This is a genomic window from Streptomyces venezuelae ATCC 10712, assembly GCF_008639165.1.
GTDB classification, from domain to species: domain Bacteria; phylum Actinomycetota; class Actinomycetes; order Streptomycetales; family Streptomycetaceae; genus Streptomyces; species Streptomyces venezuelae.
This window is the reverse complement of the sequence record NZ_CP029197.1, coordinates 3,204,586-3,227,068: the sequence shown is the minus strand read 5'-3', so window position 1 is coordinate 3,227,068 and position 22,483 is coordinate 3,204,586. Positions and strand designations below refer to the sequence as shown.

Here is a 22,483-nt window from a genome sequence, read left to right as displayed (position 1 = left end):
CGTCAGCCCTGCTGGGCCTTGCGGCGGCGGGTCACCAGGAACGCGCCGACGCCCGCGAGGGCCACGGCGGCGGCGGCGAGCACGCCGACGGGGGCGCCGGCGCCGGTCTCGGCGAGGTTGCCGTCCTTGCCGTCGGTGCTGCCACCGGTCTCACCCGCGGGGGCGGACGGGGACGGCGACTCGGTGCCACCGGGGGTCTCGGAGGCGCCGGGGGTCTCCGACGGAGCGGGCGTCTCGGTACCGGGGGTCTCGGTGCCGGGGGTCTCCGTGCCGGGGGTCTCGGTGCCCGGGGTCTCGGTACCGGGGGTCTCGGTACCGGGGGTCTCCGTACCGGGGGTCTCCGTGCCGGGGGTGCCGGGCTCGTCCTCGCAGTCGATCCAGAAGGTCTTCTGCTTGGCCTTGCCGTTCTCGCCGTTGAACGTCCACTCCAGCTTGTAGTGGCCGTCGGGGAGCTTCATGTCCTCGGTGCGGCCGTTGCCGGAGGCGTCCAGCGTCAGCTTGCCCGAGAGGCCCTTGAGGTCGGCGGTCGGCGGGTGACCGTCGATGACCCAGGAGATCTCCTGGGCGCTGTCGAACTTGAAGCCGTCGAGGTAGAACTCGCAGACGTGCGGCTGATTGGCCTTGATCTCCTGGCCGGTCTTCGACTCGTGGATCTTGACCGTGCCGTTGTCGCCCTTGCTGCCGTGGGCGGAGGCCACGGGAGCGAGAGCCAGGGAGCCTGCCATGGCCGCGACAAGTGCGGCGGCAGGGATGAGGGAGCGTCGCATGTGCAGTCGTCCATCTATGGGATGAGGGATGCCGTGGGGGGTGGCAGAGGGGCAGCCTATCCGTCGCTTTAAGTCATCCTTAAGGCAGAGGTCCATAACGATTGCGCCGGGAAATTGGCGGAATCAAGCCACAACCTTCAGCCGCTCTCAGCCACTCTCACAGCGCGAAGAACGCCGCCACGAGCAGCACCCCGCCCGCGCCCGCCATCGACCAGGCCGTCCTCGGCAGCCGCAGCCCCCCGCCGACCAGCGGCGCCGCGAGCAGCAGCGCCCCGCCCAGCGGCAGCCACGCGTGCAGACCGCCGCCCCAGCCGGTCCGTACGCCCTCGTCCGTCCCCGGCTTCACCACCACCGGGATCACCGCACCCTGCTCCGCCGCGACCGACCGCGCGATCGTCAGCGCCCGGCTCGGGAAGCCGGCGTCCTCCGGCACGTACCGGCCGCTGCACGTCTTCTCCGAGCAGCCGGTCACCGTCAGCGTGCCGTGCTCCCGCCCCTTGGCGAGCAGGACGTGCTGGGCCGAATCCCAGGACGCCCAGGCCCCCGCGACGAGCAGCAGGAGGGCGACGAGGGCCATGGCGGCGTTACGGACGTGCGTCATGACCCGCGATCGTACAGTCGTACGTTCCCGGCGCCAGGGCCCTACGAGTTGTACGCCGACTGGGCGCGCTCCAGACCCTCCGCCACCAGGCACTCCACCGAGTCCGCCGCCCGGTCCACGAACCAGTCCAGGTCCTTGCGCTCCGTCGACGAGAAGTCCTTCAGAACGAAGTCCGCGACCTGCATCCGGCCCGGCGGACGCCCGATCCCGCACCGCACCCGGTGGTACTCCGCGCCCATCGCCTTCGTCATCGACTTCAGACCGTTGTGCCCGTTGTCACCGCCGCCGATCTTCAGCCGCAGCACCCCGTAGTCGATGTCCAGCTCGTCGTGGACCGCCACGACGTTCGCCGTCGGCACCTTGTAGAAGTCGCGCAGCGCCGTCACCGGACCGCCCGACAGGTTCATGTACGACATCGGCTTCGCCAGGATCACCCGGCGGCTCGCCGGACCCGGCGGGCCCATCCGGCCCTCGACGACCTGCGCCTGAGCCTTCCCGGCCCGCTTGAACGAACCGCGCATCCGCTCCGCGAGCAGATCGACCACCATGAAGCCGATGTTGTGACGGTTGGCCGCGTACTCCGGCCCGGGATTGCCGAGGCCGACGATCAGCCAGGGCGCGTTCGCGTCGTCGGTCATCCGATCCACGTCTCCTCGTCCAGATACGAAAAACGGGGTGACGGGCCGTGCGGCCCGTCACCCCGTCACGTCAAGCAGAGCCTACGGCTCAGGCCTCGGCGCCCTCGGCGGCCTCGGTCTCGCCCTCGGCGGCCGGCTCCTCGGCCTGCGCGGCCAGAACCTGCAGGACGACGGCGTCGGCGTCGGTCACCAGGGTCGCACCCTTCGGCAGGGTGATGTCCTTGGCGAGGACGGAGGCACCGGCCTCCAGGCCCTCGACGGAGACCGAGACGGCCTCGGGGAGGTGGGTGGCCTCGGCCTCGACGGAAAGGGTGCTGAGCACGTGCTCGAGCAGGTTGCCACCGGCGGCGAGCTCGCCCTCGGCCTGCACGGGGATCTCGACGGTGACCTTCTCGCCACGCTTGACGAGGAGCAGGTCGACGTGGACCAGGAAGCCCTTGATGGCGTCACGCTGGACGGCCTTCGGGATCGCCAGCTCGTTCTTGCCGTCGATGTCGAGGGACAGCAGGACGTTCGGCGTACGCAGGGCGAGCGCCAGGTCGTGGGCCGGGAGGGTCACGTGCGCCGGCTCGGAACCGTGGCCGTAGACGACCGCGGGAACCTGGGCGTTGCGGCGGATCGCACGGGCGGCGCCCTTGCCGAACTCGGTACGGACGGCAGCGGCGAGCTTGACCTCGGACATGGTGCACTCCTCGTAGAAAGGTGACGAAAGATCTGGGTCACCCGGCCACGACTGGCGATGGCCTGCTACGAAGAGCGCGTCGATAACGGACCGCCGGTACCACGATGGGTACGGCCTCCCTCGCCGAGCAACTACGGCAGTCTACCGGCCACCCGCCCCACCACCCAATCGATCACCCGAACACGGCGGAGGGCCGCTCCCCCGGACGGGGAAACGGCCCTCACACCACTGCTCCGGCTACGGCTCAGTGCTCCTCGAAGAGGCTCGTCACCGAACCGTCCTCGAACACCTCGCGCACCGCGCGCGCGATCGTCGGCGCGATCGACAGCACCGTGATCTTGTCCAGCTCCAGCGCGCCCGGCACCGGCAGCGTGTCCGTGAACACGAACTCGCTCACCTTGGAGTTCTTCAGACGGTCCGCCGCAGGACCCGACAGGATGCCGTGCGTGGCCGTCACGATGACGTCCTCGGCGCCGTGCGCGAACAGCGCGTCGGCCGCGGCGCAGATCGTGCCACCGGTGTCGACCATGTCGTCCACCAGGACACAGACGCGGCCCTTCACGTCACCGACGACCTCGTGCACGGTGACCTGGTTGGCGACGTCCTTGTCACGGCGCTTGTGCACGATCGCCAGCGGCGCGTCGAGACGGTCGCACCAGCGGTCGGCGACCCGCACGCGGCCCGCGTCCGGGGAGACGATCGTCAGCTTGGAACGGTCGACCTTCGCACCGACGTAGTCCGCGAGCACCGGCAGCGCCGACAGGTGGTCCACCGGGCCGTCGAAGAAGCCCTGGATCTGGTCCGTGTGCAGGTCCACGGTCAGGATGCGGTCCGCGCCGGCCGTCTTCAGCAGGTCCGCCACCAGACGCGCCGAGATCGGCTCGCGGCCGCGGTGCTTCTTGTCCTGACGGGCGTAGCCGTACGACGGGATGATCACGGTGATGCTCCGGGCCGAGGCCCGCTTGAGAGCATCGATCATGATCAGCTGCTCCATGATCCACTTGTTGATCGGAGCCGTGTGGCTCTGGATCAGGAAGCAGTCCGCGCCACGGGCCGACTCCTGGAAGCGGACGTAGATCTCACCGTTGGCGAAGTCGAACGCCTTGGTCGGAACGAGGCCGACACCCAGCTGGTGCGCGACCTCCTCGGCCAGCTCGGGGTGGGCGCGGCCGGAGAAGAGCATCAGCTTCTTCTCGCCGGTCGTCTTGATCCCGGTCACAGCACTGTCTCCTCAGACGTGTTGTCTGGCCGCCATCCACGAGCTGTCGTGCGCGTGTGCGAGCCAGCCGAATTTGTGTGCACGTATCACGGTACGCCGAGTTCGACGTACCCGTTTCCGGTCAGCTTTCGCCGGCGGAGTTCTCCGAAGCGGCCTGAGCGGCCTGCGCGGCAGCGCTGCCGGGCCGCTTCCTGGCCACCCAACCCTCGATATTCCGCTGCTGGCCCCGGGCGACGGCGAGCGAACCGGCCGGCACGTCCTTCGTGATCACGGACCCCGCGGCGGTGTACGCGCCGTCCCCGATCGTGATGGGAGCCACAAACATGTTGTCCGAACCGGTCCGGCAGTGCGAGCCGATCGTGGTGTGGTGCTTCGCCTCGCCGTCGTAGTTCACGAAGACGCTCGCCGCGCCGATGTTCGTGTACTCGCCGATCGTCGCGTCACCCACGTACGACAGATGGGGGACCTTGGTGCCCTCGCCGACCGTCGCGTTCTTCATCTCGACGTACGAGCCGGCCTTCGACTTCCTGCCGAGGTCCGTGCCCGGACGCAGATACGCGAACGGGCCCACGGAGGCGCTCTCGCCGATCACGGCGGAGACGGCGACGGTGTTGTCGACCCGGGCGCCCTTGCCGACGCGGGTGTCCTGGAGGCGCGTGTTCGGGCCCACGACGGCGTCCTCGGCGATGTGGGTGGCCCCGATGAGCTGGGTGCCGGGCAGGATCACGGCGTCCGGCTCGAAGGTCACGGTGACGTCGACGAACACCGACGCCGGGTCGACCACGGTCACACCGGCGAGCATGGCCCGCTCGATCAGCCGCTGGTTCAGCAGGGCGCGGGCCTCGGCGAGCTGCACGCGGTTGTTGATCCCGAGGATCTCGCGGTGGTCGCCGGCCACGGAGGCGCCGACCCGGTGCCCCGCCTCGCGCAGGATGGACAGCACGTCGGTGAGGTACTCCTCGCCCTGGCTGTTGTCCGTCCGGACCTTGCCGAGGGCGTCGGCGAGCAGCTGCCCGTCGAACGCGAAGACACCGGAGTTGATCTCCCGGATCGCCCGCTGCTCGTCGGTGGCGTCCTTGTGCTCGACGATCTCGGTGACGGCGCCGGAGGCGTCCCGCACGATCCGGCCGTACCCGGTCGAGTCCGGGACCTCGGCGCTCAGCACGGTGACGGCGTTGCCGTCGGCGGCGTGGGTGTCGGCGAGGGCGCGCAGGGTCTCCCCGGACAGCAGCGGGGTGTCGCCGCACACGACCACGACGGTCCCCTCGGGAGCCCGCCCGAGCTCCTCCAGGGCCATCCGCACCGCGTGCCCCGTGCCGTTCTGCTCCTCCTGGACGGCGGTGCGGGTCCCGGCGTAGTGCTCCTCCAGGTGCCCCTTCACCAGCTCGCGGGCGTGCCCGACGACCACGACGAGGTGCTCGGGCTCCAGCTCGCGGGAGGCGGACACGACATGCCCGACGAGCGACCGTCCGGCGATCTCGTGCAGGACCTTGGGGGTCTTGGACTTCATGCGGGTGCCCTCACCCGCTGCGAGGACGACGACGGCTGCCGGGCGAGTGGCGCTCACGGAATGGCCCTTCGGCTCTGGGTGGTGGACGCACGAAGGATACCGGGGGGCCGGGCGGCGGACATGAGTGCGGGTCCTGACCGTGGTGGTCAGGACCCGCTGCAGAGGCTCCCGGAGAAGGATTCGAACCCTCATTCAATGGACCAAAACCATTTGTCCTGCCCTTAGACGATCCGGGATGGTTCGCCATCTATGCCCGAATTCCCCGGTGGGGAGTGCGGACCGCCCCTACTATGCCGCACCAGGCACCCTCGATGCGACGGTACAGATCGGCGCTCCCGAGGATTTGGATCACGAGGCAGCCGCGATAGCCGTCGCTCACGTTCTTGCGGTTGGTGCGGGGGTTGTGGCGCTTGAGGGTCGTCTTGTTGAACGTCGAGGGTTCGACGCCGAGGAGGCCGCTCCAGTACCGCTCGGCGGCCGCCGCGTCGGCGGTCTCGTGGATCATCACGTAGTACTTCCGCCGTGCGGGGGTGATGCCGAGGAGGTCCAGCCAGGCGGCGAAGACCTGAATCATCCCGGGGTCGCTGTTCGTGAACGTCACGCGCTCCCGGCGGGCGTGCGGCTTGTCCTTGGTGCCTTCCGCCCAGTAGAGCCCCACCCCGAGGAGGAAGAGCTCGCGCTCGGACATCGCACCGATCTCCGCGGCTGCCGTGCTCTTGGTCGCTCGTCGCTCCTCCTCGCGCCGGCGCATGGTCGGCTCCCACCCGCGGCGGGCGATCTCGGACGCCTCCTCACGAGATCGTTTCCGTCCGGGTTTCGGCAGGTCCCGGACCCACAGCGAGATCGAGCTCTTCGAGCAGCCCAGTTCCACTTGGATCTGGTCGTAGGTCATGCCCTGCAGGCGCAGCTCCCTCGCCCTGTCGCGCAGGTCGTCCTTGGCGTTGGGACGCTTCGTCCAGTCCGGTGGCGCCTCGCCTTCGAGGAGGCGGTTGAGGATGTCGTTGTTGTCGATGTGGAGGCGGTCCCGGATCCGGCGGCGGCTGAGTCCCTCGCGGCGGAGTGTGACCGCCTGCTCGCGCAGGCCCTCGAAGTCCGCGTACTTGCTGGTGTCGGCTGTCATGTGAACACCGTCGTCCGGAATGCGGACGTCCGGATCGAAAACCTGGACGATTCAACAGTTCGAGGGACTGGCGTCCACGGCGTTGACGTCGGGGCGCGCCCGTAGGGTGGTGGGTATGACCACAACGGGGGCAGAACGGGACGCCGACCGCGTCGGGAATTGGTGGTGGTGGGGGAGACGGCGGGGTGCCGTCCTCGACGGGGGGCTCGCCCTCGTCTCCGCCGTCGAGTGCGCGCTCGAAGGGGTCGGGTCCGCCGAGCAGGCCTCGCTGCCCGTCCCGCTGGGCGTCCTGTTCGGGCTGGCCGTCGGGTCCGTGCTGCTGGTGCGCCGGCGGTGGCCCATCGTCGTGGTGCTCGTCTCCATCGCCGTGACCCCCGCCGAGATGGGCTTCCTCATGGGGATCGTCGGGCTGTACTCGCTCGCCGCCTCCGAGGTGCCCCGGCGGATCACCGCCCTGCTCGCCGGCATGTCGACGCTCGCCGTGTTCGTCGTGACCGTCGTCCGGATGCGGCAGGACATCGCCCACGCCGACGTCGGCGAGCCCGACATCGACCCCAGCGGCTGGTACGTGCCGGTCGTCGCCGTCTTCATGACCCTCGGGCTCAACGCGCCGCCGCTGCTCTTCGGCCTCTACATAGGGGCGCGCCGCCGGCTCATGGAGAGCCTGCGGGAGCGGGCGGACAGTCTGGAGCAGGAGCTGTCGCTGCTCGCCGACCGGGCCGAGCAGCGGGCGCAGTGGGCCCGGCAGGAGGAGCGGACCCGGATCGCCCGGGAGATGCACGACGTGGTGGCGCACCGGGTGTCGCTGATGGTGGTGCACGCGGCGGCGCTCCAGGCGGTGGCGCTGAAGGACCCGCAGAAGGCGGTGAAGAACGCGGCGCTGGTGGGTGACATGGGGCGGCAGGCGCTGACCGAGCTGCGGGAGATGCTGGGGGTGCTGCGGGAGGACGCCGTCCCGGCGGCTCCCGCGCCGGTGCCGCTGGCCGCCGTGGGCCGGGCGGCCGCCGCCGCCGCCGAGGCCGCCGCCGACGACGGGCCGTGTCTGGACGCGCTGGAGGACCTGTGCGAGCAGTCCCGGCTCGCGGGGGCCGTCGTGGAGCTCGTCGTCCTGGGCGATGCGCGGGCTCATCCGCCCGAGGTGGAGCGGACGGCCTACCGGGTCGTGCAGGAGGCCCTGACGAACGTCCACAAGCACGCGGCCGGGGCCGAGGTCGTGGTGCGGCTCGCGCACCGGGACGGCGAGGTGGCCATGCAGGTGGAGAACGGCCCGTGCCCTTCGGACGCCGGCGCCGCGGACGTACGGCTGCCGAGCGGCGGCAACGGTCTTGTCGGCATGCGGGAGCGGGTGCTGCGGCTCGGTGGGGTGTTCGTGGCGGGGGCGACGGACGCGGGCGGGTTCAGGGTGTCGGCGGTGCTGCCGACGGTCACCCCGCTGTCAGGCGGGGTGGCTGCGCTCCGGTGATCAGCGTCGAGAGCGCCGCGTCGATGTCCTTGCCGAGGTACCAGTCGCCCGCGTGGTCGAGGCTGTAGACCCGGCCTTCGACGTCCATCGCGAGGATCGCCTGGTGGTCGCCCTCTTCGCCGAGCGGCGCGAGTTCGGTGTCCAGGGCCCGTCCCAGGTCCGCGAGGGTACGGGAGAGGTGGAGCCCGGCGAGCGGGTCGAAGCGGACGGCGGCGGGAGCTATCTGCCGTCCGTGGCCGGGCGCGGTGACGCGCAGCCCGCCGAACTCCGCCCACGCCTCGACGACCGCGGGGAACACGCTGTGCCGGTGGCCCGCGGGGGAGACGTGGGCGCGCAGGGTGTCGGCCCATTCTTCGGCGAGCTTGATGTCCCAGCGGCCGGGCTGCCAGCCGGCCTCGCGGAGGGCGGCGTCGACGTTGACCGGGAAGCGGGTGGTGCTGAGGTGGTCGGACATGGGGGGTGCGGTCAGCCGTTCTCGACAGGCGTGGTGGGGTCGACGGTGCGGACACCGAAGTGGGCGAGCATCGCGGTGCAGGACCGGCAGGGTGCGGCGTAGCTGCCGTGCAGCGGGTCGCCGTCCTCGCGGATGCGGCGGGCGGTGAGTTTGGCGTGCTTCAGGGAGCGGCGGGCCTCGCCGTGGGTGAGCGGCTTGCGCTGGGCGCGCTTGGAGCGGGCGTTCTCGGTGGCGGTGAGGTGCCGGGAGAGCAGGATCGCCTCGGGACAGCGTCCGGTGAAGCGTTCGCGCTGACCGCTGGTGAGGGTGTCAAGGAAGTCCTGGACGAGGGCGTGCAGGGCGGGCGGCCGGTCGCCGCGGCCGGCGGTGCACGTGAGGGTCGTCTCGCCGCGCACGGACAGGGCGGCCCCGACGGTGGGGAGGATGCCGTCGCGGCGCTGCCGCAGTAAGGGCGCGCGCGTGGTGTCGGCGCTGCTGCTCCAGTTGAGGCGTGGGTCACCCTGTGTGGGTGTCGGTGCTGCGTGCATGGTGCGGTACTTCCCCTCCTGCAATCCCCCGAGTTGCGTGGACAGCCTGCCAAATAGGGAGCCATATGGGGAAGCTGGGGCGGCGAAACACGGCTTCGGTGTGTCGGAATCATGGTGTACCTGTCATGGCGTCGTGACAGTTGGTCACCGTCGGATCGGGCCGGTTCGGGCTCTTGTGGCAGCGCATAGGCTGTGCGGCATCAGTCAGGAGCAGCCAGCGGCTGCGGGTAGTAGCAGTCAGCGACGCCAGTGCAGGGGGCAACCGCCATGACGACAGGTCGGCTCGGGCAGGACACCGCGCCACCGAACGCGGCCTATGCCGGGCAGGTCGTGCACTTCCCGGATCCGGTCCGGGCGTCCCGTCACCCGAGAGGGGTGCGGGTGGACGAGTTCGGTCACCCGGACTTCTCGCCGTACGCCCGCGCGGCGGCGGAGATCGCCGACCCGCCGGAGGGTTTCGGCGTCGACGAGCTGCGGCTCACGGACTACGTCTCGGCGAACGCGGCGATGGCGGCGACCGGCCATGAGCTCTGGGACACGATCCCGTCGGTGGCGACGCCGCACGGCTGGACCTGGCATCACGTGGCGCGCAGCCGCCGGATGGAGCTGGTGCCGGTCGAGGTGAAGGCCCTGCTGCGGCATCACGGCGGGGTGGCGACGGCGGCGGTGGACCACACCAAGCGGGGCACCCGGCCGTTGCAGGAGACCCGGCCGGCGCACTTCGGGCTGCCGAAGGGCCTGGTGTCGGTGTCGGAGCAGCAGCTGCAGGGGGTCGAGGAGGACCTCGGCTACCGGCTTCCGGGGGCGTACCGCTCGTTCCTGAGGGCGGCGGGCGGGTGCGCCCCGGTGGGTGCGGCGCTCGACGCGGAGCTGGGGCTCCTGGTCGACCAGCCGTTCTTCACGGTGCGCGAAGAGGCCGGGGTCAACGACCTGGTGTACGTGAACAAGTGCCTCCGGGACCATCTGACGAAGGACTACCTGGGCGTGGCGTTCGTCCAGGGCGGTCTGATCGCGCTGAAGGTGCGCGGCGAGGCGGTCGGTTCGGTGTGGTTCTGCGCGTACGACGACGCGCGGGACTCCGGCGAGGTGGCGGCGGGCTGGACGGTGGCCGAGCGGGTGGAGCGGCTGCTGCTGCCCTGTGGTGCGGACTTCGACGAGTTTCTGCGGCGTCTTGCGGGCAATCCGCCGGAGCTGGAGACGGTGGCGAACCTGATGGTGGACGGCGGCTTCGCGCGTGCGGTGCCGGTCGTCCCGGTGGGGGAGTGAGTGGGCTGTGGTGACGTTCGCGCAGGCGCAGGAGCGCGCCGAGGAATGGATCAACGGCGACCTGCCGGCGTATCAGCACCGCGAGGTGCGGGTGCGGGAGTTCGAGCTGGGCTTCGTGGTGTGGGCTGAGGACCGCGAGGGCGGTCCGACGTCGGACGGCGGGCGTCAGCGGCTGGTGATCGCCCGGGACAGCGGCGAGGCGACGCTGTGGCCGGGGCTGCCGGTGGGTGAGGTGATCCGCCGGTACGAGGAGGAGTACGGGACGTCGGAGGAGGTTCCCGCGCAGGCGGCCGTTCCGGCGGCCCGGATCGATCTGAACCAGACGTCGTTCCTGCTGAGTCCGCCGGAGTGGCTGCAGGAGGCGGCGGACAAGATCGGTCTGCCGCGGCAGCCCAACGCCTCGCAGGAGAGCGTGGGTTCGTCGTCCTCGACGGACGACGCGTCGGAGCCGGTGGCGGCGGCGGAGGTACGGCCGTCGGTGTCGGTGGCCTCGTCGTCGTCGGCGTCGGAGGGCGCGGGGGTGCCGGTGGGCGCGGGCGCCGTGGCGTACGAGCCGACGGCGATGGACGGGGTTCCGGCGGAGACGGCGGGGAGCGGCGGGGCGCCGGCCTCGGCCTCGACGGGGTCTGCGGGTTCGGCGGGGGGTGGGGTCGGGGGTTCGGGTTCGGCTTCGGCTTCGGCTCAGGCTCAGGCCTCGGCTCCGGTCCCGGGTTCGGCTTCGGTCCCGGGTTCGGTCCCGGGTTCGGCTTCGGCTCCGGGTGCGGCCCCTGCCTCGGCTTCGACCTCGGCTCCGGCCCCGGCTTCGGCTCAGGCTCAGGCCTCGGCTCCGGGCGGGGCTTCGGCCTCGACCCCGGCCCCGGCCTCGACCCCGGCTTCGGCTCCGGTGGTTCCGCCGGCTCCGCCTGGGCCGGCGCCCGTGTCGACGCCGGCCCCCGCGTCCGTACCGACGCCGGCCCCGATGCCCGTACCGACGCCGGCCCCGACGCCCGTACCGCCACCGGCCCCGGCGCCCATGCCCCCGGCCGGGGCCACGCCCGCGCCGGCGCCCAGCCCCTGGGCCGACGCCAACGCGAGTTCCGGTGGTGTGGACGGGGCGGTGCCGCTGCCCGCGACCGTGTTCGCGCCGGCGCTGTCGGGGACGGACGACGAGGACACCCCGCCGCCGCAGATCGGTGCCGACGCGCCGACCGCCCTGATGAAGGGCGGCAGCGCGCTGCCGCCGACCGCCGTGGCGCCCCGGCTCGACCCCGCGGCGCCGCCGCCGGCGGGAGTGTCCGCTCCGGCCGGTGCCGGTGCGCCGCTGCCTCCGCCGCCGCCCGCGCCGTCGGCGCCGGGCAGTGCCGGGGACATCGCGGACGCCGCGACCAGCAAGGCCGCGCTGCCGCCGAAGAGCGGCCGCGGTCCGGCGACGCCTCCGCCGCCGCCGGGCGCTCCGGGTGTTCCGGGCGGTGCGCCGGGTGTCGGTGCGGGTGCCGGTGCTTCGGGTGCGGGGGCGTACATCCCCACGCAGCTGGTGTCGCAGCTGGGGCCCGACGGGCCCCCGCCGCCCGCGCCGCCCGCGCAGCCGGGTCCGCCCGGCCCGCCGCCCGCTCCGGCGACGCCGCAGCAGCCCGTGCACCACGCGGCGACGATGCTGGCGCACCCGAACCAGGGCGGTCCCGGCGCGCCTCCGCCGCCCCCGCCGCCGCCGGGCATGCCCGGTACGCCCGCGGGCGGGATCGAGCACGCCGCGACGATGCTGGCGCACCCCGGTCCGGCCGGTCCTACGGCGCCCAGGCCGCCGGGCCCGCCCGGCCCGCCGGCTCCGCCGCCGCCGGTGTCCGGGGGTCACGTGCCGCCGCCCGCGCCGGGTCCCGTACCCGGCCCGGTCGGGGGTCCCGGCCCGGTGCCCGGGGCCGTACCCCCCGCGTACGGGTATCCGCAGCCGGCGGGTCAGCCGACGGTCGGACCCGGCTACCAGGCGGTGCTGCGCTACCGCGCGCCCGACGGCTCCGAGGCGCAGATCATCCGGCGTTCGGCGCCGGGCACCCCGCACCCGGAGTGGCAGATCCTGCACGAGCTGCGGGCGATGAACGTGCCGCCGCAGCAGGTGCTCGAACTGCACACAGAGCTGGAGTCCTGTGAGCTGCCGGGTGGTTACTGCGCCCGGATGATCCGGGAGACCTGGCCGCAGGCGCGGATCACCAGCATCGCCCCGTACGGTCGTGATCACGCGGGCCGCCAGCAGGGCATGCGGCAACTCCTCACCCACCAGGGCGAGTTGCACCAGGTCGCCGACGGGCCGGCGCGGCCGGCCCCGGTGCGGGCGCCGCTGCCGCAGGTGCAGCCCGCGCCGCCGGTCCCGCCGGAGGCGATCGCGCAGGAGCTGGCCGGGGCCTTCGGTCCGGGCGTCCTCCGCTTCGACCAGCGCGCGGTGTCCCGTCAGGGCGTCCCGGAGCTGGTGGCGCGCACGCTGGTGTGGGCGGGCCTGCCGGCGGACTTCGGTCCGTTCTTCTGGGCGCAGCCGGCCATGCCGGTGGTGCCGACGCTGGCCGAACTCGCGGCGCAGCGGCAGGTCCAGGCGGCGCCGGACGCGAGTTCGTACCTGGTGCTCGGCTCGGACTTCGGCAAGGCGCTGTGCGTCCAGTACGGCACCGCGCACATCGTGGCGGTGCCGGTGGAGGCCGGTCCGGGCGGGCAGTCGGTGCCGCCGCAGTTCGTGAACACGGGGCTGCCGGAGTTCACGCGTGCGATGGCGCTGCTCGGCCGGATGTGGCGGCTGCGGTTCGGGCTCAACCCCGAGCAGGCGGGCCGCTGGACGGTCGACTTCCAGGCGCAGCTGGCGATGCTGGACCCGGCGGCGCTGTCGTCGCCGGAGAACTGGTGGTCGGTGCTCCTGGAGCAGATGTGGGACGGGCTCCTCTAGGGCTCCTGGAGGAGGGACGGCCGGGTTTCCCAGCGGCGCCGCTGGACAGACTGTGCTGGACAGAATGTGATGAAAGGCGCTCGACGTGTGTGCACGTTGGGCGCCTTTTGTCCGTTCTGATGAAGCATCCTGGACGTTCAGGTCAGAGGGAAGGGGCGCCAGGGGATGAGTTTCGCTGTCGGACGGGGGCGTGGATACCGCCCCGAACAGGTCGACCGCCATCTCGCCGCGCTCTCCGAGGACCGCGACGGAGCCTGGGAGCGGGCCGCCCGGCTCACCGTCCTCGCGAAGGAGATGGAGAGCGAGGCGGCCCGGCTGCGGGCGGCCGTCGAGGCGCTCGCGCCGCAGCGGTACGAGTCGCTCGGCGACCGGGCGCGGAAGATCCTGGAGCTGGCCGAGCAGGAGGACGAGGCCCTCGTCCGGGCCGCCGAGGCCGAGGCGCAGGCCCTCGCGGAGGCCGCCGACGCGGCCGGCCGGGAGACGGCGGAGGCGGCGCGGGCGTATGCGGAGGGTGTCCGGGCGGCCGCCGAGGCGGCGGCCCGCGCGGCCCTGGAGACGGCGCGGGCCCGGGCCGGGGAACTGACGGCGGAGGCGGCCCGCGAGGCGGACGAGCAGCGCTCCCGGGCGCGGGAGGCCTTCGAGGAGACCGAGCGGCGCGCGGCGGAACTCCTCGCGGAACAGCACGCGGAGCAGACGGCCGTACGGGAGGAGGCCGAGCGCACCGCGGAGGGCACGGCGGCGGAGCTCGCCGCCCGCCACGAGGAGCTCTTCGCGTACGCGGAGGAGCGCCTCGCGGAGGCCCGGCGCGCCCTCGCCCGCACCGAGGAGGAGACCCGGCACGGCCAGGAGGACGCGGAGGCCCGCGCGGGCGAACTCCTCGCGGCGGCCAGGCTGAAGGCGGAGCGCGTCGAGCGCGAGACGGAACGGCTGCTGCGGGAACACGAGGAGGCGCGGGACGAGATCCACGCGCACATGGACCACATCCGCAACTCACTGGCGGCCCTGACGGGACGGGTGGGAACGACGGACCCGACGGACCAGTCGGACCCTTCGGACCCGTCGGACCCGGCTCCGGAGGAGTAGCCGCGCCGGGCCGGCGGACGGGGCTGCTTTCCGGACACGGCCTAGGCTCCCCGTCATGCTGATGAGACTGACGGCGGTCAACCTCGACTGCGCCGACCCCCTGGCCCTCGCCGACTTCTACCACCGGGCGACGGGACTGCCGCTCCACGAGCGCTCGGACGGGGAGTTCGCGGGGCTCGGCGGGGGTGAGCACGGGCTGCTGATGGGCTTCCAGCGGGTCGACGACCACCGCCCCCCGACCTGGCCGGGCCGGGACGTGCCGCAGCAACTGCACCTGGACTTCACCGTCGACGACCTGGACGAGGCGGTGGCCCGGCTCGTGGAATGGGGCGCGACCGTGCCCGAGCCCCAGCCCCGCCCGGACCTGTGGAGGGTCGTCCTGGACCCGGCGGGCCACCCGTTCTGCCTCTCGCCCCGAAAGCCAGCCCCTGCTGGAGGAGACACCGACGCGAACGGAACGCGCTCCGACCGCTAGCCTCCCCCGTCGGTGGGGCCGGGCAGGCTCCCGGCCGGCGGGTGCGGGTCGGGCTTCGTGCGGTGGGGCCCGGTGGTGGCTGGAGGTTACCCGTCGGTTAGCCTCCCCTTTCCACGGGAGGAACCCATTCATGCACGTCACACGCACGCGCGGCCGCCGGCTCTCGGCCGCCGCCGTCACCCTCGCACTCGCCGCCACGGGCGGCACCCTCACCGCGCTTCCGGCCACGGCGGCGGTCGCCGCGCCGGGCGCCACGCAGGAGGCCGGCCAGACCACCGTGCCGTTCCCGCGTGACGCGGACGTCGTCGGCGCGGGCCCCAGCGGCTTCCTGACGAAGACCCGGGGGGCAAGCCCCGAGTTCCGCTGGACCTGGTACGCGGACGGCTCGTCCATCGTCCTGCCCGGGGCCTCCGCCGTCGGCGGAGGCAGCGACCTCGTCGTCACCGGCGACCGGGAGCAGCTGGGCACCAGCGTGAACCTTCAGGTCCACGACCTGTCGACGCCCGCCACCGCCGCCACGCCGACGGCGGCGTTCAACGTCCGCGAGCTCGGCCCCTACCGGTTCGCGGGCCTCGCGGGCGCCACCCTGCTGCTCGAACGGCAGGAGGACGGCGTCTGGAAGCAGTACGCCGCGACCATCGAGAACGGCGCGCCGAAGCTCCGCTGGCTGATCGGCAGCGCCCAGTTCACCTGCTTCTCGGGCGAGGAGGCCTGGACCTCCACCGACGCCGCGCTCTACGACTGCTGGGTCGGCGAGCGCGGGGAGATGCCCGCCAAGGTCGTCGTCGACCTGGCGGGCGGATCGCAGCCCATGTACCTGCAGGAGCCGTTCGAGTTCGCCGGGCAGGGCGCGATCTCCGCCACGCACGTGGCCTGGCGCGAGTCCCGGATGTCGGGCAAGGGGATCATCGCCCACCAGCGCGGCGCGAACGTCGAGCGCTGGTTCCCGGCGGACGACCTGGACGACCCGCTGTACCTGGTCGGCGGCTGGCTGGCGTACGGCCAGAAGGCCCACATCGACGCGGCCGGCGGCGCCTCGGCGAGCCCGACCGTGCGGCCGTTCACCCTCCAGTCGATCAAGGACGGCGAGAAGTCCGTCGCCCTCACCGCGTTCTCCTCCGCCGTCGCCGGTCCCGGCGGCAGCCTCCTGGTGCGCGGTGGCACCCCCGAGCAGGGCGAGGGCCTGTACCGGATCTCGCCGCGCGCCGACGGCGGCCGCCCGGACGTCGAACTGGTCGCCTCCACGGGACAGACGACCGTCGTCCGCCTCACCGGCTCCGACACCCCGAAGACGCTCTCCGCCGAACAGCTCGCGGGCGGCGCCGACTTCGGCTGGGACCTGTCCCGGGGCGACGCGGCCGTACGGGTCACCCTGAAACACCTCCGCAGCGGGAAGACCCTCACCCGCGAATGGCCCGCCGACACCGCCGACGGTGCGCCGCGCCGCGTCACCTGGCACTGGGACGGCAAGGACGTGGAGCGGCCGGACGGGCTGCTGAGCCCGGCCCGTGCGGGCGAGTACGAGTGGGAGATCAGCGCCCGGCCGGAGGAGGGCATCGGCCCGGACCTGGTCACCACCGGCCGGTTCACCGTGAACCGGCCCCAGGCGCCCCACGACGTCGACGGCGACGGCACGGCCGACCTGTTCGCCCGGGACTCCGGCGGAGCCCTGTGGTCCCTCCGTACCCAGCCCGCCGCGCTGGGCGGTTCGGTCACGTCCACGGGACGGACGCGGGTCGGCGGCGGCTGGCAGACGTACGACCGGATCGAGTCCGCCGGGAACATCGCGGGCAGCCCCGCCCCCGACGTCCTCGCCCGGGACACCACCGGCGTCCTCTGGCTGTACCAGGGCACCGGCGACCGGGCCGTGCCCCTCTCCGGCCGCACCCGGATCGGCGGCGGCTGGCAGACGTTCGACCGGATCGCGGCCGGCAGCGACGTCACCGGCGACGGCCGCCCGGACCTCCTGGCCACGGACAAGGCAGGCGTCTTGTGGCTCTACCCGGGCACCGGGAACGCCACCAACCCCTTCTCCGCCCGCAAGGCGATGGGCGGCGGCTGGGGGACCTACAACGAGCTGACCGCCCTGGGCGACTTCGCCGGCGGCCCGGCCGGCGACCTCCTGGCCCGCGACAAGGCCGGGGTCCTCTGGCAGTACCTCGGCAAGGGCGACGGCACCTTCGCCGCCCGCACCCGGATCGGCGGCGGCTGGGGCGGTTTCGCCAGCCTCGTCGGCGTCGGCGACGCCAACGGCGACGGCCACGCGGACCTGATGGCCACGTCGGGCACCGGCACCACCTTCTACGCCGGCACGGGCGACTGGAAGGCCCCGCTCAAGCCGGGCGCGAAGACGGACGTGACGAACGGGCTGCGGTCCGAGGTCACCTTCTAGCCGCACCCGGCTGCGGCGGGGCCGCATCGTGGGGGTCGGGCGGGATCCACGGATCCGGCTTGACCCTCACGTTGCGTGAGGCACGAGGGTGACGTGCATGAGCGACTACTACGACGCGTTCGAGATGAGCCCCGTCCCCTCACCCGGCCCGGACGCCGTACCGCCGGAGCCGTTCCGCGGCATCTACGGCATGCCCGCGTTCGTCACGATCCCCACGAGCGACCTGGCCGCTTCGGTGGACTTCTGGGTACGGGGACTGGGGTTCTTCGAGCTGTTCGGCATTCCCGGCACGCTGGTGCATCTGCGCCGGTGGGCGTTTCAGGACGTACTCCTCGTCCACACGGAGAACGTTCCGGAGCGGGCGCCGGCCATGAGCTTCAGTTTCGCGGGCGTGCTCAGCCAGGTCGATCCCCTCGTCGAGGCCTGTCGTGCGCTGCGCCCGGACGCGGTCGACGGCCCCCGGGACACGCCCTGGAACACCCGCGACGTCACGGTGATCACCCCCGAGAACGCGCGGGTCGTCTTCACCGCGGCGAAGCCCTTCGACCCGGCAGGGCCGGAGGCGCGGAACCTCGCGGCCATCGGTATCACCCCGCCGGGTGCCGGTCGCGGAGACAATGAGGCGCATGTCTGATGCCACTGACGCCGATGGCCTGACCGTCGGTCAGGTCTCGGCGCGGCTGGGCGTGACGGTCCGCGCGCTGCACCACTGGGACGAGATCGGCCTGGCGTGCCCGTCGCTGCGCACGGCCGCCGGATACCGGCTCTACACCGCCAGTGATCTCGAACGTCTGCACCGCGTCGTCGTCTACCGGGAGATCGGGCTCGGCCTGGACAGGATCCGGGTCGTCCTGGACCACCCGGCCACGGACGTGCCCGGCGCGCTGCGCGCCCAGCGCGCCCAGGTTGCCGAACGGATCGACCGGCTCCAGCGGCTCGGTGCCGGCCTGGACCGGATGATCGAAGCCCACGAGCGGGGGTTGCTGCTGACCGTCGAGCAGCAGGCAGATGTCTTCGGCCCCGACTGGGATCCGGACGGCCCCGCGCAGGCCCGTGGGAAATACGGCGACACGACGCAATGGCGGCAGTATGCCGAACGCGCGGCCTCCCGCGGCCCGGAGGAATGGCGGGCCGTCGCCGACGCCACGGCCGCCGTCGACCGTGCGCTCGGGGACGCGATGGACGCGGGCGTCGCCCCCGGCAGCCCGGAGGCGAACCGACTCGTCGAACGGCACCGCGAGGTCTTCGGCGCGTATTTTCCCCTCACCCGGCAGATGCAGGTCTGCCTCGGCCGCATGTACGAGACCGATCCGGGCTTCGCCGCCCACTACGACGGCATACGCCCCGGCCTCGCCCAGTGGTTCCGCCGCGCCGTCGACGCCTCGGCACGCACCCACGGCATCGACCCGGACACCGCGACCTGGCAGTAGGACGGGGGCAGGTCAGGACAGGGCGCACTCCGCCCCCACCGTGCGCCCGGCTCGGGCCCCAGCCCTACCGGTCGGCGAGCGCTTCGACGAGCAGCAGCCCCCGGCCCCGTCCCCCGGGGCCCGGGCTCACCGTCTCGTCCGCCGCGTGGGCCGGATTCGTCGGGCCGGCCTCGGCGGAGTAGTACCGGCATCTGATCGGCGTGCCCGCCGCGCGCCGTCGGTCACGACCGCTCCGGTCCACGGGACAGGCGGCGTGCTGTGAGGTATCCGCCTGCCGCGGCGGCACTGATGGCCAGGGTGAGGCCCAACGCCAGGCTGAGATCGGACGGACCGGATGCTCCACCGATCCCCGCCCGCGTACCGCGACTGGGCGTGAGGGGAGCAGGGACGACGGGGGCAGGGGCGACGGGGAGCGCCGAGGGGGCGACGGGGGCCGGCGTCGGGACGGTGGTGGGACTCGGGTTCACCGGCACCGGGTTCACGTCGCTGCGCCGCGGGAGCCTCTCGCAGGCGATCTGGTCGTCGGGACCCTGGTCCTCGTCGAGCCGGTGCGGGTCACGCGTGTCCCGGTTGAACTCGGCCTGGGCGTCTTCCTGGTAGCGGAAGTCCACGCAGTCGAGATCCTGGGCGTGGGCGACGCCGGACAGCGGGGCGACGGAGACGATGGCCAGGGCTATGCCGGCCACCATGCTGCGACTGCTCATCGGACGACCTCCTCGGAGCCCTGCATGGGTCACCTCACGCTAAGAGCGGCCCACGGCGGCGGCTCGTGGCGCTAGCCCGAACGGGCATCACCCTGGGTCACGGTGTGCGCTCCGTCCTCCCCCGTCGCCTCCCGTAGGACCGGGAAGCGGCGGGGGGCCAGGGTGAGGAGGACCAGGAGGGCGAGGGCCGCCGCGGCTGCCGCGCCGGTGAAGACGTAGTCGACGGCCGCGTCGACCGCGCGGCGCAGGCCGTCCGTCGTCTCGGCCGTCAGGGAGCCGGGGGCGTCGAGGGCGCGGGCCAGGGTGTCCAGGTCGCCGCCGCCGAGGCGGGCGGCGAGGACGCCGTTCGCCACGGCGCCGAAGACCGCCGCGCCGACGCTCTGGCCGACCTGGCGGCAGAACAGGACCGAGGCCGTCGTCGTGCCCCTCTCCTCGTACGGGACGGTCGACTGCACGCCGACGATCAGCGGCAGTTGGAAGAGGCCGAGCGCGCCGCCGAGCAGCAGCATGATGAGGGCCGGCTGCCAGGGTTCGCCGGGGAACGGGAGGAACGGGAAGACGAGCAGCAGGGCCAGCGCGAGCGAGATGCCGAGGACGGCCGTCAGGCGGAAGCCGATCCTGCCGTACACCCGGTTCGAGAACGCCGCGCTGATGGGCCAGCTCAGGGTCATCACCGACAGTACGAAGCCGGCGGCTATCGGGCCGAGGCCCAGGACGGACTGGGCGTACGTCGGGAGGAAGACCGTCGGCGCGACCATGAGCAGTCCCAGCGCGCCGAGGGCGAGGTTGACGGCGGATATCGTGCGGCGGCGCCAGACCCAGCCGGGGATGATCGGTTCGGCCGCGCGCCGTTCGACGGCCACGGTCACCGCGCCGAGGGCGGCCGCTGCGGACAGCAGGCCGAGCGACGGGGCCGACAGCCAGGGCCAGGCGACGCCGCCCTGGACGAGGGCGGTGAGGAGGAGCGCTCCGGTGGCGAAGACCGACAGGGCGCCGGCCCAGTCGATCCGGACGCGTTCGCGCGGTGGGGTGCGGGCGGGTTCCTTCAGGTGGCGGACGATCAGCCAGAGCGCCACCAGGCCCACCGGCAGGTTGATCAGGAAGATCCAGCGCCAGTCGGCGTATCCCGCGAGGAGGCCGCCGGCCGCCGGGCCCGCGACCGAGGAGGCGGCCCACACGGAGGAGAGCTTCGCCTGGATCTTGGGGCGTTCCTTCAGCGGGTACAAGTCGGCGGCGATCGTCTGGATGGTGCCTTGGAGCGCGCCGCCGCCGAGGCCCTGGACGACGCGGAAGGCGATGAGCGAGGCCATGTTCCAGGCGGCCGCGCACAGCAGGGAGCCGATGAGGAACAGGACGACGCCGGCGATCAGGACGGGCTTGCGGCCGAAGGTGTCACTGAGCTTCCCGTACACCGGCAGGGTGACGGTGACGGCGAGCAGATAGCCGGAGAACAGCCAGGAGAAGACGGCGAGTCCGCCGAGGTCGCCGACGATCTGGGGGACGGCGGTGGACACGATCGTGCCGTCGATGGCGGCGAGCCCCATGCCGAGCATGAGGGCGGCCACGACGGGGCCGCGGCGGGCGGGCGTCGGTGCGCCGGGTGCGGCGGCGGTGGCTCCGGCCTTTCCGGCGGGGGTGCCCGCCGGCGTCGTGGAGGACTCGGTCACCGCGAGAATCCTTTCTTCGTACACCTAAATGCTCGCTCGACAGGGTCTCACCCGCACCCGAGGCGGAGGAACCCCCAGGACCCGTATGTCCGGGGCGGGAACCGCGTGGCAGGGGCGAGGCGAACACGGATACGTTTCCTCCTCGCGGCGCTTCGAGAACGCGCGCCGCGTTTCGGGAGGGAATTCATGCGCATATCTCTGTTCCGCCGACTGGCCTCCACGGCCGTCGCGTTGGGACTCGGTTCGCTCGGTCTGCTCGGCGCGGGCGCCGCGCCCGCCCAGGCCGCGGTGAGCGACTGCCCCCAGGGCTACTTCTGCGCCTGGGGGGACACGGGCTCCACGGGCCCGATGTTCAAGACGCAGTCGAGCAGGGCGACCCTGGGCACGTGGGACAACAAGTTCCGCTTGATCATCAACCGCACGCCGGGGTTCGCCTGCACCTTCGACGCGCCGAACTACGTGGACGGCGCCGGGCGGTACGCCAACGAGGGCTTCCCCACCAGCATCGCCAGCCGTTCCGTCAGCTCGGTGAAGATCGTCCGCACGCTCCGGGAGTGCGACCAGGAGGCGTACCCCTACTGGCTCTCGGAGACCTCGCCCAAGGCCGCCGGGTTCGGGGACATGAACGGCGACCGGCGGGCCGACGTCCTCGTCCGCGACCTGGTCGGACGGCTGTGGTTCCTGCCGGGTGACGGCGGCGGCAAGCTCGTCGGCTCCGGCGGCTGGAACGTCTTCGACGCCATGGTCCGGCACGGCGACTTCAGCCGTGACGCCCGCGAGGACGTGATCGTCCGCGAGAAGGCCACCGGCAGGCTGTGGCTCTACCCCGGCACCGGGACCGGCGGCCTCGGCGCGCGCAAGCTGCTCGGCAACGGCGGCTGGAACGCCATGAGCAGGATCGCCGCCTTCGGCGACCTGACCGGCGACGCCAGGTCCGACCTGCTGGCGGTGGAGCGGTCCACCGGCAAGCTGTGGCTGTACCCGGGCACCTCCACCGGCACCCTGGGCGCGCGCAAGCTGCTCGGCAACGGCGGCTGGAACGGGATGAACGCCCTGGTGGGCGTCGGTGACATGAACGGCGACGGCCGGGCCGACCTCTACGCCCGCGAGGCGTCGACGGGCAAGCTCTGGCTGTACCCGGGGAAGGCCGGCGCGCTCGGTGCGCGCGTCCTCGTCGGCACCGGCGGCTGGAACGGCATGACGATGCTCATCGGCAACGGCGACTGGTCGGGCGACGGCCGTCTCGACCTCATCGCGACGCAGGTCGAGTCCCGCATGCTCTACCGGTACCCGGGCACGGGCACGGGCCGCCTCGGAGCGGGCGACTGGCTGGGCGGCGGCGACTGGTGGGACCTGAACGGCGCCTTCTGAGCCACGGCTGAGGGCCTCCACCTTCGGGTGGAGGCCCTCACGCGTGTCCGGTCCTGGTCCGAAGGGGCTGGCCGAGGGGCTGGCCTGGTCCGAAAGCCTGGTCCGAAGGCCCGGTCCGAAGGGCGGTGCTGGTCCGAAGGGCCGGGGCCCCGGGTGGACGTCCCTTAGGGGGATCTCCCCCATACGGGCCAGGGGTTGTTCGTTCCGGCG

At 72.8% G+C, this 22,483-nt stretch carries 20 protein-coding genes and 1 tRNA gene; 9 read left to right on the top strand and 12 right to left on the bottom strand.

Annotated features, from left to right (window positions below):
• Window positions 1-2 precede the first annotated feature (2 nt).
• The 8 genes from DEJ43_RS14695 to DEJ43_RS14660 form a co-directional block, all read right to left on the bottom strand.
• Window positions 3-767 carry an LPXTG cell wall anchor domain-containing protein gene (locus tag DEJ43_RS14695; RefSeq protein WP_041662491.1) on the bottom strand — a complete coding sequence of 255 codons (765 nt, stop codon included), beginning with the start codon at window positions 765-767 and terminating at the stop codon, window positions 3-5.
• A 157-nt stretch (window positions 768-924) separates the two neighbouring features.
• Window positions 925-1,368 carry a hypothetical protein gene (locus tag DEJ43_RS14690; protein WP_015034151.1) on the bottom strand — a complete coding sequence of 148 codons (444 nt, stop codon included), beginning with the start codon at window positions 1,366-1,368 and terminating at the stop codon, window positions 925-927.
• Window positions 1,369-1,409: 41 nt separating this feature from the next.
• Window positions 1,410-2,006 (bottom strand): aminoacyl-tRNA hydrolase, encoded by a 597-nt coding sequence (pth, locus tag DEJ43_RS14685; RefSeq protein ID WP_015034150.1) that lies wholly within the window; start codon window positions 2,004-2,006, stop codon window positions 1,410-1,412.
• 88 nt (window positions 2,007-2,094) lie between these two features.
• Window positions 2,095-2,688, bottom strand: a complete 594-nt coding sequence (locus DEJ43_RS14680; protein ID WP_015034149.1) for a 50S ribosomal protein L25/general stress protein Ctc — start codon at window positions 2,686-2,688, stop codon at window positions 2,095-2,097.
• Between the two features lie 244 nt (window positions 2,689-2,932).
• Window positions 2,933-3,907 carry a ribose-phosphate diphosphokinase gene (locus DEJ43_RS14675; protein ID WP_015034148.1) on the bottom strand — a complete coding sequence of 325 codons (975 nt, stop codon included), beginning with the start codon at window positions 3,905-3,907 and terminating at the stop codon, window positions 2,933-2,935.
• 121 nt (window positions 3,908-4,028) lie between these two features.
• Window positions 4,029-5,474: a bifunctional UDP-N-acetylglucosamine diphosphorylase/glucosamine-1-phosphate N-acetyltransferase GlmU gene (glmU, locus tag DEJ43_RS14670; RefSeq protein ID WP_041662490.1), complete on the bottom strand. Its 1,446-nt coding sequence runs from the start codon at window positions 5,472-5,474 to the stop codon at window positions 4,029-4,031.
• Between the two features lie 108 nt (window positions 5,475-5,582).
• Window positions 5,583-5,653 (bottom strand) — tRNA-Gln (locus tag DEJ43_RS14665).
• Between the two features lie 11 nt (window positions 5,654-5,664).
• Window positions 5,665-6,537, bottom strand: a complete 873-nt coding sequence (locus DEJ43_RS14660; protein WP_015034146.1) for a hypothetical protein — start codon at window positions 6,535-6,537, stop codon at window positions 5,665-5,667.
• Between the two features lie 115 nt (window positions 6,538-6,652).
• Here DEJ43_RS14660 and DEJ43_RS14655 point away from each other — a divergent pair, with 115 nt between their 5' ends.
• Entirely contained in the window at window positions 6,653-7,999 is a 1,347-nt protein-coding gene (locus DEJ43_RS14655) for a sensor histidine kinase (protein ID WP_015034145.1), read from the top strand.
• Here DEJ43_RS14655 and DEJ43_RS14650 read toward each other — a convergent pair.
• Window positions 7,962-8,453, bottom strand: a complete 492-nt coding sequence (locus DEJ43_RS14650; RefSeq protein ID WP_015034144.1) for an SUKH-3 domain-containing protein — start codon at window positions 8,451-8,453, stop codon at window positions 7,962-7,964. The two genes, DEJ43_RS14655 and DEJ43_RS14650, sit on opposite strands and share 38 nt — an antisense overlap.
• A gap of 11 nt (window positions 8,454-8,464) precedes the next feature.
• Window positions 8,465-8,980, bottom strand: coding sequence for a YwqJ-related putative deaminase (locus tag DEJ43_RS14645; protein WP_015034143.1), 516 nt, complete (start codon window positions 8,978-8,980; stop codon window positions 8,465-8,467).
• A 267-nt stretch (window positions 8,981-9,247) separates the two neighbouring features.
• Here DEJ43_RS14645 and DEJ43_RS14640 point away from each other — a divergent pair, with 267 nt between their 5' ends.
• The 7 genes from DEJ43_RS14640 to DEJ43_RS14610 all read left to right on the top strand — a co-directional run bounded on the left by DEJ43_RS14640 (window position 9,248) and on the right by DEJ43_RS14610 (window position 18,531).
• Window positions 9,248-10,246 (top strand): SMI1/KNR4 family protein, encoded by a 999-nt coding sequence (locus DEJ43_RS14640; protein WP_015034142.1) that lies wholly within the window; start codon window positions 9,248-9,250, stop codon window positions 10,244-10,246.
• Between the two features lie 7 nt (window positions 10,247-10,253).
• Window positions 10,254-13,151 (top strand): SUKH-4 family immunity protein, encoded by a 2,898-nt coding sequence (locus DEJ43_RS14635; RefSeq protein WP_015034141.1) that lies wholly within the window; start codon window positions 10,254-10,256, stop codon window positions 13,149-13,151.
• 165 nt (window positions 13,152-13,316) lie between these two features.
• Window positions 13,317-14,234, top strand: a complete 918-nt coding sequence (locus tag DEJ43_RS14630; RefSeq protein WP_015034140.1) for a coiled-coil domain-containing protein — start codon at window positions 13,317-13,319, stop codon at window positions 14,232-14,234.
• Window positions 14,235-14,289: 55 nt separating this feature from the next.
• Complete coding sequence (locus DEJ43_RS14625) at window positions 14,290-14,709, top strand: VOC family protein (protein ID WP_015034139.1); 420 nt, start codon at window positions 14,290-14,292, stop codon at window positions 14,707-14,709.
• 130 nt (window positions 14,710-14,839) lie between these two features.
• A complete protein-coding gene (locus DEJ43_RS37450) occupies window positions 14,840-17,101 on the top strand; it encodes an FG-GAP-like repeat-containing protein (RefSeq protein WP_015034138.1) in 2,262 nt (753 codons plus the stop codon).
• Between the two features lie 97 nt (window positions 17,102-17,198).
• Window positions 17,199-17,735, top strand: a complete 537-nt coding sequence (locus tag DEJ43_RS14615) for a VOC family protein (RefSeq protein ID WP_041662487.1) — start codon at window positions 17,199-17,201, stop codon at window positions 17,733-17,735.
• Window positions 17,728-18,531 (top strand): MerR family transcriptional regulator, encoded by an 804-nt coding sequence (locus tag DEJ43_RS14610; protein WP_015034136.1) that lies wholly within the window; start codon window positions 17,728-17,730, stop codon window positions 18,529-18,531. Before DEJ43_RS14615 ends, DEJ43_RS14610 begins: the two co-directional genes overlap by 8 nt.
• Window positions 18,532-18,752: 221 nt before the next feature.
• Here DEJ43_RS14610 and DEJ43_RS14605 read toward each other — a convergent pair whose 3' ends face one another.
• A complete protein-coding gene (locus tag DEJ43_RS14605; protein WP_015034135.1) occupies window positions 18,753-19,235 on the bottom strand; it encodes a hypothetical protein in 483 nt (160 codons plus the stop codon).
• Between the two features lie 71 nt (window positions 19,236-19,306).
• The gene (locus tag DEJ43_RS14600) at window positions 19,307-20,902 is read right to left on the bottom strand and encodes an MFS transporter (RefSeq protein WP_051025881.1); all 1,596 of its coding nucleotides are present in this window, start codon (window positions 20,900-20,902) and stop codon (window positions 19,307-19,309) included.
• 186 nt (window positions 20,903-21,088) lie between these two features.
• Between DEJ43_RS14600 and DEJ43_RS14595 the strand changes: the two genes are divergently transcribed.
• On the top strand, window positions 21,089-22,273 hold the full coding sequence (locus DEJ43_RS14595; RefSeq protein WP_015034133.1) for an FG-GAP-like repeat-containing protein: 1,185 nt from the start codon (window positions 21,089-21,091) through the stop codon (window positions 22,271-22,273).
• Window positions 22,274-22,483: the final 210 nt, after the last annotated feature.